Raw genomic sequence first — 14,991 nt, 5'->3', positions numbered from 1 at the left:
GCGAGGTTAAGCGAATAGCGGAGCCGTAGGGAAACCGAGTGTTAACTGCGCGAATAGTTGCTAGGTGTAGACCCGAACCCCGGTGATCTAGCCATGGGCAGGTTGAAGATTGAGTAACATCAATTGGAGGACCGAACACACGTCTGTTGAAAAAGACGGTGATGACCTGTGGCTGGGGGTGAAAGGCCAATCAAACCGGGAGATATCTGGTTCTCCTCGAAAGCTATTTAGGTAGCGCCTCGAGCGAATACCATTGGGGGTAGAGCACTGTTAAGACTAGGGGGTCATCCCGACTTACCAACTCTTTGCAAACTCCGAATACCAATGAGTACTACTCGGGAGACAGACGGCGGGTGCTAACGTCCGTCGTCAAAAGGGAAACAACCCAGACCGTCAGCTAAGGTCCCAAAGTTATTGCTAAGTGGGAAACGATGTGGGAAGGCTTAGACAGCTAGGATGTTGGCTTAGAAGCAGCCATCATTTAAAGAAAGCGTAATAGCTCACTAGTCGAGTCGGCCTGCGCGGAAGATGTAACGGGGCTAAGCAATACACCGAAGCTACGGGTTCATACTATGTATGAGCGGTAGAGGAGCGTTCTGTAAGCGGATGAAGGTGAAGGGGTAACCCACACTGGACGTATCAGAAGTGCGAATGCTGACATGAGTAACGATAATGGGGGTGAAAAACCTCCACGCCGAAAGACCAAGGGTTCCTGTCCAACGTTAATCGGGGCAGGGTGAGTCGACCCCTAAGGCGAGGCCGAAAGGCGTAGTCGATGGGAAACGGGTTAATATTCCCGTACTTCTGCTAACTGCGATGGAGAGACGGAGAAGGCTAGGCCAGCGCGGCGACGGTCGTCCGCGTTTAAGGTTGTAGGTAGTGTGCTTAGGCAAATCCGGGCACATAATACTGAGGGCTGATGACGAGTCACTAAGGTGATGAAGTGGTTAATGCCAAGCTTCCAGGAAAATCTTCTAAGCTTCAGGTTAGCAGGAATCGTACCCCAAACCGACACAGGTGGTCGGGTAGAGAATACCAAGGCGCTTGAGAGAACTCGGCTGAAGGAACTAGGCAAAATGGTACCGTAACTTCGGGAGAAGGTACGCTCTTGTTGGTGATGAGACTTGCTCTCTAAGCTGACGGGAGTCGCAGATACCAGCTGGCTGCAACTGTTTATCAAAAACACAGCACTGTGCGAACTCGCAAGAGGAAGTATACGGTGTGACGCCTGCCCGGTGCCGGAAGGTTAATTGATTGGGTCATCTTCGGAGAAGCTCATGATCGAAGCCCCGGTAAACGGCGGCCGTAACTATAACGGTCCTAAGGTAGCGAAATTCCTTGTCGGGTAAGTTCCGACCTGCACGAATGGCGTAATGATGGCCAGGCTGTCTCCAGCCGAGACTCAGTGAAGTTGAAATTGCGGTGAAGATGCCGTATACCCGCGGCTAGACGGAAAGACCCCGTGAACCTTTACTATAGCTTGGCACTGAACATTGACCCTGCATGTGTAGGATAGGTGGGAGACTAAGAAGTTGGGACGCTAGTCCTGATGGAGTCGACCTTGAAATACCACCCTTGCAGTGTTGATGTTCTAACCTTGGTCCCTTATCGGGATTAGGGACAGTGCCTGGTGGGTAGTTTGACTGGGGCGGTCTCCTCCTAAAGAGTAACGGAGGAGCACGAAGGTTGGCTAAGTACGGTCGGACATCGTACGGTTAGTGTAATGGCACAAGCCAGCTTAACTGCGAGACAGACACGTCGAGCAGGTGCGAAAGCAGGTCATAGTGATCCGGTGGTTCTGAATGGAAGGGCCATCGCTCAACGGATAAAAGGTACTCCGGGGATAACAGGCTGATACCGCCCAAGAGTTCATATCGACGGCGGTGTTTGGCACCTCGATGTCGGCTCATCACATCCTGGGGCTGAAGTCGGTCCCAAGGGTATGGCTGTTCGCCATTTAAAGTGGTACGCGAGCTGGGTTCAGAACGTCGTGAGACAGTTCGGTCCCTATCTGCCGTGGGCGTTGGAAGATTGAGGGGGGTTGCTCCTAGTACGAGAGGACCGGAGTGAACGAACCGCTGGTGTTCGGGTTGTCATGCCAATGGCATTGCCCGGTAGCTATGTTCGGAATTGATAAACGCTGAAAGCATCTAAGCGTGAAGCGAGCCCCAAGATGAGTCTTCCCTTGGACCTTGAGTCCACTGAAGAGCCGTTCGAGACCAGGACGTAGATAGGCAGGGTGTGTAAGCGTTGTGAGGCGTTTAGCTAACCTGTACTAATGACTCGAGAGGCTTAACCATACAACCCAGATGGGTTTTACTGAAAACATTCCAGATGTTTTCTAGCACTTCCTCCATCCCTGGAGGTCGTTAACCTTGAATGAATATACATGCTTGGTTGAAGTAGAGAACGAACTACTAACAGATAAGGTCGCTTAGCTCAGCTGGGAGAGCACCTGCCTTACAAGCAGGGGGTCACTGGTTCGAACCCAGTAGCGACCACCATTATTTGACAGCTTTCCGGATTGGTTGTTTTTGCAGATATGCGGAAATAACAACAGAATTTGTCTGGTGACAATAGCATTGTGGTCCCACCTGAACCCATTCCGAACTCAGAAGTGAAACACAATCGCGCCGATGGTAGTGTGGGGTCTCCCCATGTGAGAGTAGGTCATTGCCAGACGCCTAATACAACAGAAAGGCCACCCTTAGCGGTGGCCTTTTTGCTTTTCAGTTATAATTCTAGATTTTTCAAGACAACCTCATGATTTAAATGATCATTGCGGCTTATCGTCATGGTTCAGTGCTAATAAAAAGCGTGCAGTTTTTTACCTATTCATAGATAAATAGACGTTTCGCTGAAGATCATTAGTTAGAAGGGTAAAATAGATAATCTCTGTTTGAAAAAACTGCAATCGGCGCTTGTTGTGACAAAAAGTCCTTTACCTTTAACCGGGGTTTTAGCATAATGCCCGTCGTTCCGTAGGGGTGTAGTTCCAATTGGTAGAACAGCGGTCTCCAAAACCGACGGTTGCGAGTTCGAGTCTTGCCACCCCTGCCAAATATTTCAACGGCTTGCATGTAATGTGCGAGCCGTTTTTCTTTGTGTTAGAAAAGTTGTTAGAAATGTCTAAGCGGTTTTTTGAATAATGACTCACTTCTTAACACTGCCGATTGTCGGTACCACTTCTGTTCTTCGGTCGTATACGTTCACCTGTCCAACGGTTTTATGGCCGCTAAATTGCTGCTTGTCGTGAATGGTGCCATCGAAGTCTGATATACCTTTGGCTTTAATGTCGTGAAACGTGAACGTGCGCTCAATGTCTGGATGCTCTACCGCGAGTTTATCCATCGCACGGCGCCAGCTGCTGCGCAATCCATCTGCGGTTAACTTGCCGCCACCCGTTTTGTTGATCACAAAAATGCTGGCCACACCTTCGCGCAATGCCTTTGCTTCATTCATGAGTTCATGCAGGCGAGGTGACCATGCTTTGATCTGCTTCTTGCCTGTTTTACCCTGCTGAATAAAAATCCCTTCATCCAACACTTGTGACCATTTAAGTGTTAGCACATCAGCTTGGCGTGCAGCACACAGATAACTGATCTCACATGCCAACCTTAACCGCAGTTCGCAGCATTCAAGCAGTGCGCTGAACTCACGATCAGTGATGTAACGATCACGTGATTTGCTTTTAAACTTCTTCACGCCTTTTGCTGGGTTATCTTTGCAATGCCCACGCTCATAGCCCCACCCAAACACAACACTGCAGGCCGATAGCTCATGGTTGGCTTGGGTGCGGCTAGTGTTGCCACGAATGTCCATGTAACGGCGAATATGATGCGGCTTGATGGTGTCGGGTTCCATCTCCCCAAACACTTTACTGAACATCGTTAACTCGCGTTCGCGGTCGCGCTGAGTGCGGGGCGCTAACTCTTTGAACGTTGCCGATGCCTGATACTCATCAGCCATTCGCTTGAACGTATACTTAGCAAGTGATTGTTCAACAGCGGCTTCGTATGCTGTCCAAACTTCGGCGCGGGTAGATGAAGCCGCGCACAGGGTTACTGTGCGCTTGCCATTCTTCATGATGTAACTTGTATCCTTGCCACGCACCTTGTGCAGGTATACGCCTTTTGGCATCCATGCATCTTCTGGTTTGCGTTTAGCCATTGCTTATTGCTCCAAAATTAGGAACATTGTCATTTGCTACCGCTCGATGTGTAAATGGGTAGTTTACCGCCGTCCATGTCACTACAGGCTTACCGTCACTACGTAAGTGATAATGTATTCCTTGTAACTTTAGTTGCTTGATTTGGGCGCTTGCTTTCGTATAGCCGGTTAGCTCTATTAATTGTTGCTCTGTTAGCATTTCGTTTAAAATGGTCGCCATATTAGTTATCCATAATGCTTGAGCAAAGAATTATTAATCCTTTGGCTCCGATATATTTGCGACTATTTTCTCATTCATTTTTTCAAGTTATGAACTCTCAAACTGCCCAATACGGACACATAAAGCCTTTTTTATGGTGATTAGAATTGGAGTTAATGCTTATCCCGCTTGTTGGCTTTGTTTCCTAAAAGGATAAACAGCTATGCAGTGCTTATCACAACAGGAGAAACGAGCCTATAGCCCTTGTCCCGTCGTTGATTGTTTTCCACGAGGCAGAATATTATCCTGATTTAGAGCCCATAACTGTGTGTTTTCGCTATTAGGAAACAAAGCCCCGCTTGTTGTAAAGATACAAGCTTCCGACAGTCACCACTGTGAAGAAAACGAACAATCCCAGTAATCCCCATATTAACGGCGTCATCGCTCATCCCTCTCGTTATTCAATACCTATAGTTTATAATAGTTCGAACTTAGAAGGAGGGCATCATGGCAAGATCGTTAGATGAAATCATCGAGCATGAGAAACTGGAGGTTGTTCAGCAAGCTCATGAAAAAGCAAAGGAAATTATAAAAGATATTGATGAGAAGGCTGAGGCGTCAGCCGCTGGCGATAAATCAGGCGGCTGACTATGGAGTAGGCACAAAAAACTTTCACATGTGAAAGTTTTTCTGCCTTAGCATGATTCAATCGAAGGCAAATCCACCTTCATCTCTCATGCAGGGGATATCCTGGGAAAAAAACTCACCACGGGCGACTTGTTTATGTCCCTCACTAATTTTTTTATTGTCTAGGTAAGAGAGATATGAGTTAACATAAAATTCCTCTTTAAGTTTTCTTATCAACAACTTAACATCTTCCTTGTAGATGAACGTTGGTTTTTGAGTCATCCAGTCGTTCCACTCAATCTCAACCTTATCAAGAATCTCATCTACCAAAGATTTAAGTTCATCGACGGCATTCCACGCACTTTTTTCATCGGCGTGTTGATACGCACCTATTGGCAGAAGAAGGCCCTGAATCGTTTCTTTGGTTGACCACGCGCCATCTGATAAAAAATACTCTTTGTTTTCAAAATCAAGATGTAAATGATATGCCATGACCAATCTCCAAGTTGCTTAACACAGAGCTATTTTTACTCAAAACCTAGTCATAGTTGGCACGCCAAAGTGCCCATTTTGGACAAATCGGTCACTTTTGGTACTAGAAAACTTTCACATGTGAAAGTTTTTAGCCGGTTTAACTCAGGTTCTTTCACAACCTTGACCTTGCGCCCAGATGGAGCATAAAACAGATACCATCCCCCAAATTCCGTGGTTTGTTCTGCCAGAACATTCCCCGTTTCTGTGTCAACAAGAGCAACTCTAATTCCATCTCGCTCAAGCTGGCCTTCAACTTCTCTAATTTCAGTTAACGGTAAACGCAACCTATTTACTCCGCCTCTAATCAATCTTGTTGATTCAACAGCTTTGTAACGAGGGGACAAGTTGAAGCTGCTACCTACCTGAATGGTGTAACTTTGATAGGGTGTGAGTGAACCAATGATGGCTGGTGTTACTACTTCCCGCCCAGCGACTGTTGCTTTAATGCCTTCTACTTCTGGCTCAGATGGTTCACAGATGCCGTTAAGGTTTAAATCTTCACAGGTTGATAGCTCCAACTGAGCCTGATTTCGTTGAGGAGTTCTTGAGAATCCCGTGCGGCCAAAGCTACCACTGACTGATAAGGTAATGTTGTTACCCCCACCAGACGAATGATTGAACGAAGCTGACACGGTTGCAAATTTCCAGTTCCAAAGATCTGCACGCAAGCTTTGTTGCTGACCTTCCCACCCATGACCAAAATTGCTTGCCGTGTAGCGGTAGGTGATCCGCCCCAAGCTGAATCGTTTTGATACCTCTCCACTGAAGCGTTCTATATCTCCAATACCATCAAGATCTTTATTTTCATGCTCATAAGACGCCAAAACCTGCCAACCTTCTGCCATGCTAGCAAGCATCCGCCCTCCAAAGATATTGGAGCTGACACCATTGATTAAACGATTCGAATAGTATGGAGATAAAGAAATTGATGTATTCAGTGCCTCAATGCGCGTGCTGTGATACGTGCGTAGCGTCGTTTCCTGAGTTTCATAGCCGCCGTGCGTGCGGGAAGAGTATTGAATAGTTGGTTGGAACAGAGAGCGAGATGAAATGCTAAAAGAGCGTAGTTGATAGTTATCCAAATCGCTAAATTGTCCAAAAATAGAGAACTTATCATTCTGCCAAGAGCTGTTCAGAGCGTATCCACTACTGCCATACCAAGCAGGCTCAAATGAAAAGTTATCACTTGAATATAAAGCGGAAAAATACTGTCTTTCCTGCTCATCCTGACCAGCGAAAAGTGACAATTCACTGGTCATCCCGTAGCTCAAGCGTCCAATTAACTTGCTTTCATCCGTGGTTGGAGACTTGCTTAGAGCCACTTGATAGTTGAGCCCTCCTACGGGTGCAAGTCGTCCCGAAATGGCTCTTTCTACTGTTTTGGTGTCCGTTGTGCCATCGGGCAATACAGCGTCAAATTTATATTGATTATTGCTGTAATCCAGTTCGATTTTGTAAGAGAACGGCTCTCTATCCAGAACCAAGGATTGTAAATAGGTCCCGTCACGGTATACATCTACCCGTGTTCCAACAGGCCAATAAAGCTCAATTTGGTCATTAGAAAATGATCCAGTGGCAAGGCTACTTTCATTCGTGAGTGAGAAACCATCCAGCCCGTAACGCTGAACACGACCGACTTCAATGTCTTTGACATTGCTATTCTCCTCGTCGTGCCACTGGCTGGAGAAATATGATTCTTGCCCTCCTAACCCTGCTCTAACATCAACATCGAGATCTGCGACGCGGCCTGTTCCCGTGATGCTACCCGAAATATCACCTTTGCTTTGATAGGTGAGAAAGTAGTCAAAGGATTTTACATCCAGATTGGATACATTTGGCTCAATTGTAACCTCTGGTTTGACCTTTCTGGCTTTGGCTGCGTTTTTGCGTGGGTAAAAGTAGATGGTTTGTTCTGACCAAACAATTTTGGCATGACCAAGATTGTTTAACCTTTCCAAGGGAAGTGATGCTGTTGTGTTTACACCAGCAGCATGCCATAGCCCTGGTTCAGCAATGGCGCTATCTACTTCACGAGAAACAAGGTATTCCCCCTTGTTTTGTCCGTTCACGACAAACTTCATCAGGTAGTTATCCGCACGTGTTGGTGAAGCTGTGAGTGTGAAAGCTGCGGCCAAGACAGTGGGGACAAAAACTTTCACATGTGAAAGTTTTTTCTTCATCGGGACACCTCCCTAACTGGGAGTCTGAGCGTGATTCTCGAGTGAACGCCTTGTTTTTCTTCGCTTTGTACGGCATAGGAAAATGCCATCTTTGCGTTTTGAGATAAGACTTTCCCATCTCTCTCTCGAGCTTTTACTACTTGCCGCTCTCCAGGCAGCAGTTGGAAGCGTCGGGGAAATACTTGTACCCCATCTGGTGGGGTGATTTTCACTATTATTGGCGAATTTAGGGTATTTGATACTGGGATTTCAGTCGTTGACTTACGACTGATCTCTACGTCATGGGCTTTAAGTTGAAATGCAGTCGCGGGTGCTGATAGAAGAACTGCTAGCGTCGCCATCATGATTGAATTAATAAGGGGCTTCATAGGGACCTCCAAAGGACTAGGGACTGACTTGGTCAGTCCCTAAAGAGTGATTACTGGTAGTCGATTTGAAGATCGACGGTTCCTGTGAAGACCCCTTCTTCCCACGCACTGAGTTGCATGAATCCTGACGAGGCGGTGGCGGGTTGGCGATACGACCAGGCGATATAAAGCTCGCCAGAAGATGAAGTAGTTGCTGCAACTGGTGCCGCGTTTATACCGATGCCTGTACTCGTTTTGGAGATCGCATCTGTGCAGTCAACAGTTGAAGTAGTTAGGTTAATTTTTGGTGTTCCAGAGAAGCTTAAAGCTGCTCCACCCGGCGCAGTCGGGTTTGACAGGTTGGTGATGGTAATTCCGACCGATTTATTCATGTCTCCAGCGACTTTTAAGCAACCGGGCTGTACAGTGTCTTCCGGATTTTGTGCCAAATAAGTCGCCCAACTTTTTAAAGAGAACCCGCCAGTTGGGGCGGCTCCCGGCAGGCGTTCCAAGGTCATCGTGTACGGCTGAACTTCGACTACAGACAAAGCTGGCGGGGTTGCTGAAATTTGAGAAGTTCCCGTCCCTGTACCTGCATAAGCGGCAGCGGACGACAGGAAAATAACGGTAGTGAGGGTGGCGTATTTAAATGTTTGCATTGCTTGTATCTCCACTTGATTGAATAGAAAATGCGTTTTCGCATGGAGAATTTTGCGGGTGGGCGGCAGATATTTAGGCACGCCAAACTGCCCAATTTGGACAAAATGGAAAAAAGATTAGGGTTACGAAAATTACGGTATTATCGTAATTATGATAATTACAGTAATTAAGATTTGTTCTGACGAAACAAATTTAACTAAATGAAATTTTTGAATAATTATGGCCTTGGAGTTGTTGACAACTCCCTATGTGTTGCTATTATTTATATAAAGGTAGCTGGCCTTTAAACAGCATATTATTTTAGCTGAGTTCAACTCAGCCCATTCAAATAGCCTATTCACAATTTGTGATTAGGACACCAAGTAAGGCATGGGGTCTCGCTTGTTCATTGTTTTAAACTTTGAACAGGGGGCTTTATGCGTTCCAATGTATTCAAACCACTACCGTTCCTGCCAGGTAACCATCACCTTAATCGATGGGCGTTTGGCTATTTTCTTGTGAAAAAAGGGTTTTCTACTTCCATTATTATGGAAGAGACCTCATTTACTTATAAGCAAATTAGAAAAATAAGGGAAGATTTAGCCATTAAGGAACATCGCCGAGCGAGTTACGGGCAGGATATTCTGTCAAAGGAGGATTGGGTGAATTATTCATCTGCAATACAAAGTTACTGTGAATTACGTGAGAAATTAACTCATTTAGAATCAGTTCTTGAAGCATATGCATGTCTAAAAAGTAAAAAAGACTTTGATATTTCAGGGTTCTACAAAGCTTGTGAGGAAATCAGTACAGGTGAGGCTTTTTTTTCTGAGTGCGTACATTGTGATAATGAGGTTTTCAGTGGGCCGGGTTTGAGAGATAAAGTTGTCAGTAAATACTGCCCTGCTTGTGGAAAAAATAATTGGGAGCATCCAAAAAGTGAGCATCGCCTGGGGCATATTGTTACCCGCCCTAGATCTGGTGACCAACAACCGTTGTTTTGAGGAGATTTGTTATGTACACACAAATCACAAAAATTGAAATGGTAATCGCTGGCTTACTAATCGCAAGTTTGTTCGGAGTGGACATAATTCGAATCGCCAGCAAAATATTTACCTCCATATTAATAGTAAGTTTTTAAACTGGTGAGGTAGCTGGCCTCCATAAACAAACAGCAGATTAATTGATTTGGTAAGCAAAAACTTTCACATGTGAAAGTTCCAATGCGAGTTTGGGCTAAGTCCTGAGCGGCCTTGCAGGTTGATAGCCTGCCTGAGCTTTTGCGTCTCGCCATCAACCTCCATCAAACTGGCACGGGTGGAGCTGAGCGCTGAAATTTAAGCCGCGAGCGCAGTGCCTCAACTTATTTATCTGTTGAGGTTTATTATGAACGTACAAATTCACCCTTCTTATTTCCGCAAGATTGTTTCGTCGGAACCATTTTCATTGATGCTCGATGTGGCGGCTACAAGTGGCTCAATAACTCACAAGGCCTACATATGCTTGGCTATTGCTCACTTTGCCAAATTGCTTCCAGCCGCTGTAAGTCCAGCATTAGAAGCTGAAATTAATCGTCGTTTTGTTATGAGTCCCGTCTGCGTTGCTGGAGGGGATAAATGAACAGTTCTTTAAACTCAACGGACCTCGCCAGAGCAATTGATGGCCCACGGATCGCAATACCTCGTGCATCAATTCAAGCTCTTGGACTGGAAGCCGCTGCATTTTTACAACAAGCGTCGTTTCTAAGCAGCCTCAAGGCAGAAGCGAATGGATGGTTTGACCTACCTGCCGAGGGAGAACCAGACCCAGAGCCTAAAAATATTTTCTCAGAGCTCGGGAGCTGGCAAGCCTGCCTCGGGATTCAGAGAGATGCACTACGGAAAATTCGCCGTAAGCTGTGTGATATGCAAATTCTAGAAGAAAAACGTTCAGGGGTGCCAGCAAGACTTCATTACCGTGTAAATCATGATGCGTATATACAGTTTCTTGCTGACTGCGGTCAGAAAATCCAGACTGCGAAAAGTCGTAAACTGGACGCCGAATATCCGCAAACTAGTTTGCACGGTTGCCGCACACAAGAATGCGAGGTTTCAGCAAACTATTCCAGAGAGTATCCAGAGAACATCAAAGATATTAATAATACCCGCGCTAAAGCGCGTTTTGATTTTGTTGATGCCCTTGTATCGCGGGGAGTAGATCCAATCCATGCCCGCGAGTGGCAAGCTATCCGCAAGAAAAAACGCGCGACTCTCACAAAGGACGCGGTGCTACTCACAGAACGGGAGGCAGAGAAAGCAGGAATCAACCTGGGAGATGCGATCGAGACCTGCGCATTGAGGGGGTGGGCCGGATTTAAGGCTGATTGGCTGACACCCAACAACGAGCGAAGCTCACAAACTCGCTCGCTTGTTGAAGACCTAACTGACACAAGCTGGGCACAGGGAGGATGGTGATGGCACTAAAATCCATTGCAGAAGTTATTGAGCTTGATCAACAGAAGCGTGTCGTTTGCTCGGCAAAAAACGCAGGGCCTACACAGTCTTATTTTCATGAAGTGGAAAGCAAACCAGATTCTGATCAACTTCAAGCTACGGCAAGGATCATCAATATCTTATTTGCCGAGCTCCAGTCATGCTTCCCCGCTTGGAAGACGACATTCCCGAGCAAATCTGACGTTGACGCGGCGAAGAGGACATGGACCAAGGGCTTGCTGGAAGCTGGTATCAGTTCTGAACAACAGCTCCAGTGGGGACTAAGGAAGGCTCGACGATCAGAATCCCCGTTTTGGCCGAGTGTTGGTCAGTTCATCAAGTGGTGCCAGCCAGATCCGGCGGAATTCGGTTTGCCTACACCTGAAGCAGCCTTCCGGGAAGCGTCGCGAAATTCGCATCCGGCATCGGTTGACTGCAAATGGACGCATCCGGCTGTATACGTCGCCGCGAGGGAGGCAGGAAAGTTCGAGCTTGCCAATCTTCCTTGCGATAAAACCTGGCCGCTTTTCCAGCGAGCGTACTCTATCACTGTTCGCCGAGTCTTGGAGGGGGAGGACCTCAGCGGCGAAATTCCGAAAGCCCTACCCCAAAAACGGGAACCGCGTTCGGTCGATCCAAAGGTAGCGCAGCAGCACATCGAGCGGTTGAAAAAGATGTTGAAGGGCGGCCAGTAAGCCGTCCTTAAATGAAAATGGGACAAAATAGAGTTAGGGTTATAACACTAACACGCTTGCTTCGGGTTAGAAAAAGTATCTTAAAACAATATTCGTTAATTATATTTCAATAAAGCGCCCATTTGCGTTGATTGTATTGATATAACTTCCTATAGATCGAATAGACTAACAAAGCCTCATCACTCAATATCCCTTCTATTTCGGCATGGAGATCCGAAATTTTGTCATGCCGTACGGGCGATTTTTTATCTATACCTTCAACTAAAGGTTTGAGTGTTGGATAAAGCCACCCGATTATATAGTCCATAGACCTTAACCACTTAGATTCTAAATTTTCATCCCATATTAAAGTCTGTAAGTCACATAAATTTAAGAATCTTAAGTTAGCTTTGAGTATATTAAAATCGAAGCGATTACGTTGTACTTTCTGGGATATGTCATCTACTGAGACTCGAAAATAATCGATCGTTTCATTTAGCAGATCCTTACTAAAAAAGTAACTACAAAGTAAACCTTCGAATTTTTCTCTTCTTATAAAGTCCTTAGATATCAAGAATGATGTCAAAGAAAGAGAAAACATTGCTAGCTGGCTTTCTTCTATAAAATCCCATTCTGATATTGCTTTTTGCGTTACTGCGTTACCACTATGAACATACCCAGACCTAAAGTCATATAGTACGTCAATAACATTTTTTAGACGTTTAGATACATCGTTACTGTCTAGAAACTTAAATGATATTTCACCAATTATTTTTTCAAGCCGTATTTTGATTGTTTCCCTTTTTTGCTTTTCTTCAGCGACATCCAAAATCACTTCGATTGCACAACAAGAAAATAATATCCTCTCATCATCGTTTAAAGAGTTGTCAATTGACTTATTATAAAAATGAACACTTCTCTGTAGTTTTAAATCGTCTTTACAAGCTTTAAAGAACATGTCGAAGGCAGAAAAATGTTCTGTTTGAAGCCTAAAATCATAACCATATTCAGTCATCCCCAAAGTTACATTTTCATAACCTGAAGGTAGAAATAACTTATCGCTGATTTTATTGTGGATATTAAATTTAAACTTTTGTCTCTCTATCAATTGACCTGGATTATACTCAGGGACTCCATATGTTACATACTTAAAATCTTCGATAGAAAATCGATTTGGAGAGCATAATAATTTTTCATGTCCCCCTTTATGCATATGAAAAAAAAGGCTATCAATAAACAGCTTTGAGTTTCCAGAGGGAGCAATTAGAACAACAAGGTTTCCTTTTTCGACGCCATGAAGTTCTTTTAATAGCAAATTATTCTTTTTTTCTAACTCGCACAACTCTTCAAAAGTAGAATCTTTCAAACTGTCTTTTAATAGCTTCAAAGGAGCTAACTGATATTCACAAAGCTTAAACTTGAAATCCATATCCAAAAAAGGAAGGAGCGTAACTTCCATCTGATTTACTCCTCTTGAAATATAACGCCCTGCTAGGGGGTAACGTAATACCGATGCTGCCGCATGCCACCTTACTCACTAAAATTAACGCATGACAAAATTCCACGCGCTGCGAATCCCTCTTAAGCAGTTTGTTTTATAAATTTGAGAGGATATTTTGAGAATAATCTTCAAAGTGTCCAAGCTCTTCTACCCGTAAAGTAGGATTAAACTGAGACTTATAATCGTACTCGACAACTAACACTTTCATGTAGCAAGAGTCGATATTGATAATATCACCTACACGAGGAAGGTAATTGAAGTTAATTTCAGTTTTAAAGATATCTGCCCAAACTCCGGCTCTATTAGCTTCAAAAGTAATCTTAAAAACAGTTTCTTCATTGTAACTAATCATATTAGTTTCCTTTTACAGTGAGATAAAACTAACAATGGCTATCTAAAATCAAATGCCAAACTAGGTTCATAATCAACCATTAGTAAAAGTAGGTCAATAACGGCGTTGTTTCCCAAATCCACTGAACCAATCCGCCAGACTGTGATCCTCGACATATCGAAGGGGAGCACCCATGGGCAAGGCCAAACATCCAATCCGTAACTGGGCTGAGTACAACCGCGCGTTGATCAATCGAGCGTTGCTAGGCTTTTGGATGGATAAGGCGGCCATCGCCAGTTGGTATTGCACCGCACACCACGGCAAGCGGGGGCGGGGCTTTGAATACAGTGACACCGCTATCGAGACGGCCTTGATGCTCAAGGCACTGTTCAAACTGCCCTTGCGGGCCTTGGAAGGCTTTATCAATTCCTTGTGTCAGTTGATGAAACTGCTACTGACGTCCCCCAGCTACAGCTGCATCAGCAAGCGTGCCAAGACGGTCAACATCCAGTACCGCCTACCCAGTAAAGGGGCAGTGGCCCATCTGGTTATCGACGCCACCGGCCTAAAAGTCTTTGGCGAAGGCGAGTGGAAACAACGTAAGTACGGCCAGGAACAGCGCCGGGTGTGGCGCAAGCTGCACCTGACGGTAGACGCCAAACCCATGAGGCCATTGCTGCCGAAGTGAGCCTGGAAAACGTCGGTGACAGCGAGGTATTGCCTAGCCTGTTAAACCCGCTGCGCCGCCGACTCCACCAAGTCAGTGCTGATGGGGCTTACGACAGCAAAGCCTGCAACCGACTCCTGAAAATGAAGGGCGCTAAGGCAACCATACCGCCGCACAAAACGGCAGGGTATTGGGAACGCGGGCATCCACTAAACGCTGCCGTGGCGGCAATGAAAGCCGGGCAACTGGCCGAGTGGAAAAGGGAAAGCGGCTATCACCAACGGTCAAAAGCGGAAACAGCGATGTCGCGTTACAAGCAGCTCATCAGCCCGAAGCTCAGCCTGAGGAGTTACAACGGCCAGGTTGCCGAGGCCCTGGCAGGGGTGAAGGTCGTGAACAAAATTCTGACCTTAGGCATGCCAGTTCGCCAGGCGGTCAGCTAAGGGTAGTCAGCCCTTTAGAGGTCTGCGTTTCCTTGTCGGATTTAGGAAACAACGCCGTCAATAACTGCCAAAAGAAGCTTGTCTCACTGTCAGATCTGAATGATTTTGGGGCAAAAGCCTTTTTTCGACCAGATGTTTACCATCATTTCTCCCAAATTAACTTGCAGAGGAAAAGTGACGAGCTAAATGATGTACAGCCTTCCATTAA

Annotated in this window: 12 protein-coding genes, 2 tRNA genes, 2 rRNA genes and 1 pseudogene (1 of these 17 cut by a window edge); 10 read left to right on the top strand and 7 right to left on the bottom strand. The window is 45.6% G+C overall.

All coding sequences use genetic code 11. The features are described 5' to 3' along the window. The 4 genes from KDN34_RS13080 to KDN34_RS13065 form a co-directional block, all read left to right on the top strand. Nucleotides 1-2,300 (top strand): 23S ribosomal RNA (locus tag KDN34_RS13080) (it extends 589 nt beyond the left edge of the window). Nucleotides 2,301-2,428: 128 nt separating this feature from the next. Next, nucleotides 2,429-2,504 (top strand) — tRNA-Val (locus KDN34_RS13075). A 62-nt stretch (nucleotides 2,505-2,566) separates the two neighbouring features. Beyond that, nucleotides 2,567-2,682 (top strand): 5S ribosomal RNA (gene rrf, locus KDN34_RS13070). Nucleotides 2,683-2,983: 301 nt separating this feature from the next. After that, nucleotides 2,984-3,060, top strand: a tRNA-Trp gene (locus KDN34_RS13065). A 93-nt stretch (nucleotides 3,061-3,153) separates the two neighbouring features. Here KDN34_RS13065 and KDN34_RS13060 read toward each other — a convergent pair. Both KDN34_RS13060 and KDN34_RS13055 read right to left on the bottom strand, forming a co-directional pair. Then, the gene (locus KDN34_RS13060) at nucleotides 3,154-4,170 is read right to left on the bottom strand and encodes a tyrosine-type recombinase/integrase (RefSeq protein ID WP_212594168.1); all 1,017 of its coding nucleotides are present in this window, start codon (nucleotides 4,168-4,170) and stop codon (nucleotides 3,154-3,156) included. Beyond that, nucleotides 4,163-4,390, bottom strand: a complete 228-nt coding sequence (locus KDN34_RS13055; RefSeq protein WP_011625439.1) for a DUF4224 domain-containing protein — start codon at nucleotides 4,388-4,390, stop codon at nucleotides 4,163-4,165. Before KDN34_RS13055 ends, KDN34_RS13060 begins: the two co-directional genes overlap by 8 nt. Before the next feature lie 486 nt (nucleotides 4,391-4,876). On the opposite strand from KDN34_RS13055, the gene KDN34_RS13050 reads away from it, so the two are divergent. Continuing rightward, complete coding sequence (locus KDN34_RS13050) at nucleotides 4,877-5,017, top strand: hypothetical protein (RefSeq protein WP_212594167.1); 141 nt, start codon at nucleotides 4,877-4,879, stop codon at nucleotides 5,015-5,017. Nucleotides 5,018-5,074: 57 nt separating this feature from the next. Here KDN34_RS13050 and KDN34_RS13045 read toward each other — a convergent pair whose 3' ends face one another. The 3 genes from KDN34_RS13045 to KDN34_RS13035 all read right to left on the bottom strand — a co-directional run bounded on the left by KDN34_RS13045 (nucleotide 5,075) and on the right by KDN34_RS13035 (nucleotide 8,797). Next, complete coding sequence (locus tag KDN34_RS13045; RefSeq protein WP_212594166.1) at nucleotides 5,075-5,488, bottom strand: hypothetical protein; 414 nt, start codon at nucleotides 5,486-5,488, stop codon at nucleotides 5,075-5,077. Between the two features lie 50 nt (nucleotides 5,489-5,538). Further along, nucleotides 5,539-7,710 carry a hypothetical protein gene (locus tag KDN34_RS13040; protein ID WP_228730343.1) on the bottom strand — a complete coding sequence of 724 codons (2,172 nt, stop codon included), beginning with the start codon at nucleotides 7,708-7,710 and terminating at the stop codon, nucleotides 5,539-5,541. Between the two features lie 418 nt (nucleotides 7,711-8,128). Next, nucleotides 8,129-8,797, bottom strand: a complete 669-nt coding sequence (locus KDN34_RS13035; RefSeq protein WP_228730342.1) for a hypothetical protein — start codon at nucleotides 8,795-8,797, stop codon at nucleotides 8,129-8,131. A 336-nt stretch (nucleotides 8,798-9,133) separates the two neighbouring features. Here KDN34_RS13035 and KDN34_RS13030 point away from each other — a divergent pair, with 336 nt between their 5' ends. From KDN34_RS13030 to KDN34_RS13015, 4 genes are all read left to right on the top strand, one after another. Further along, entirely contained in the window at nucleotides 9,134-9,700 is a 567-nt protein-coding gene (locus tag KDN34_RS13030) for a hypothetical protein (protein WP_212594165.1), read from the top strand. 382 nt (nucleotides 9,701-10,082) lie between these two features. Further along, a complete protein-coding gene (locus tag KDN34_RS13025) occupies nucleotides 10,083-10,316 on the top strand; it encodes a hypothetical protein (protein WP_212594164.1) in 234 nt (77 codons plus the stop codon). Beyond that, nucleotides 10,313-11,149, top strand: a complete 837-nt coding sequence (locus KDN34_RS13020) for a hypothetical protein (protein WP_212594163.1) — start codon at nucleotides 10,313-10,315, stop codon at nucleotides 11,147-11,149. Before KDN34_RS13025 ends, KDN34_RS13020 begins: the two co-directional genes overlap by 4 nt. Continuing rightward, nucleotides 11,149-11,862, top strand: a complete 714-nt coding sequence (locus KDN34_RS13015; protein ID WP_228730341.1) for a replication protein P — start codon at nucleotides 11,149-11,151, stop codon at nucleotides 11,860-11,862. Before KDN34_RS13020 ends, KDN34_RS13015 begins: the two co-directional genes overlap by 1 nt. 106 nt (nucleotides 11,863-11,968) lie before the next feature. Here the strand turns inward: KDN34_RS13015 and KDN34_RS13010 are convergent, their stop codons facing one another. Both KDN34_RS13010 and KDN34_RS13005 read right to left on the bottom strand, forming a co-directional pair. Continuing rightward, complete coding sequence (locus tag KDN34_RS13010) at nucleotides 11,969-13,300, bottom strand: HEPN domain-containing protein (RefSeq protein ID WP_212594161.1); 1,332 nt, start codon at nucleotides 13,298-13,300, stop codon at nucleotides 11,969-11,971. A 136-nt stretch (nucleotides 13,301-13,436) separates the two neighbouring features. Next, the gene (locus KDN34_RS13005) at nucleotides 13,437-13,694 is read right to left on the bottom strand and encodes a hypothetical protein (RefSeq protein ID WP_212594160.1); all 258 of its coding nucleotides are present in this window, start codon (nucleotides 13,692-13,694) and stop codon (nucleotides 13,437-13,439) included. Between the two features lie 172 nt (nucleotides 13,695-13,866). On the opposite strand from KDN34_RS13005, the pseudogene KDN34_RS13000 reads away from it, so the two are divergent. Next, nucleotides 13,867-14,783 (top strand): annotated as a pseudogene (locus KDN34_RS13000) (IS5 family transposase). Nucleotides 14,784-14,991: the final 208 nt, after the last annotated feature.

This window comes from Shewanella yunxiaonensis (assembly GCF_018223345.1).
GTDB lineage: Bacteria > Pseudomonadota > Gammaproteobacteria > Enterobacterales > Shewanellaceae > Shewanella > Shewanella yunxiaonensis.
This window is presented reverse-complemented; position numbering and strand designations above follow the sequence as displayed.

Coding starts and splice junctions, on each gene's coding strand:
- KDN34_RS13060 (WP_212594168.1), bottom strand. CDS start 4,170: ATGGCTAAACGCAAACCAGAAGATGCATGGATGCCAAAAGGCGTATAC.
- KDN34_RS13055 (WP_011625439.1), bottom strand. CDS start 4,390: ATGGCGACCATTTTAAACGAAATGCTAACAGAGCAACAATTAATAGAG.
- KDN34_RS13050 (WP_212594167.1), top strand. CDS start 4,877: ATGGCAAGATCGTTAGATGAAATCATCGAGCATGAGAAACTGGAGGTT.
- KDN34_RS13045 (WP_212594166.1), bottom strand. CDS start 5,488: ATGGCATATCATTTACATCTTGATTTTGAAAACAAAGAGTATTTTTTA.
- KDN34_RS13040 (WP_228730343.1), bottom strand. CDS start 7,710: ATGAAGAAAAAACTTTCACATGTGAAAGTTTTTGTCCCCACTGTCTTG.
- KDN34_RS13030 (WP_212594165.1), top strand. CDS start 9,134: ATGCGTTCCAATGTATTCAAACCACTACCGTTCCTGCCAGGTAACCAT.
- KDN34_RS13025 (WP_212594164.1), top strand. CDS start 10,083: ATGAACGTACAAATTCACCCTTCTTATTTCCGCAAGATTGTTTCGTCG.
- KDN34_RS13020 (WP_212594163.1), top strand. CDS start 10,313: ATGAACAGTTCTTTAAACTCAACGGACCTCGCCAGAGCAATTGATGGC.
- KDN34_RS13015 (WP_228730341.1), top strand. CDS start 11,149: ATGGCACTAAAATCCATTGCAGAAGTTATTGAGCTTGATCAACAGAAG.
- KDN34_RS13010 (WP_212594161.1), bottom strand. CDS start 13,300: ATGGAAGTTACGCTCCTTCCTTTTTTGGATATGGATTTCAAGTTTAAG.
- KDN34_RS13005 (WP_212594160.1), bottom strand. CDS start 13,694: ATGATTAGTTACAATGAAGAAACTGTTTTTAAGATTACTTTTGAAGCT.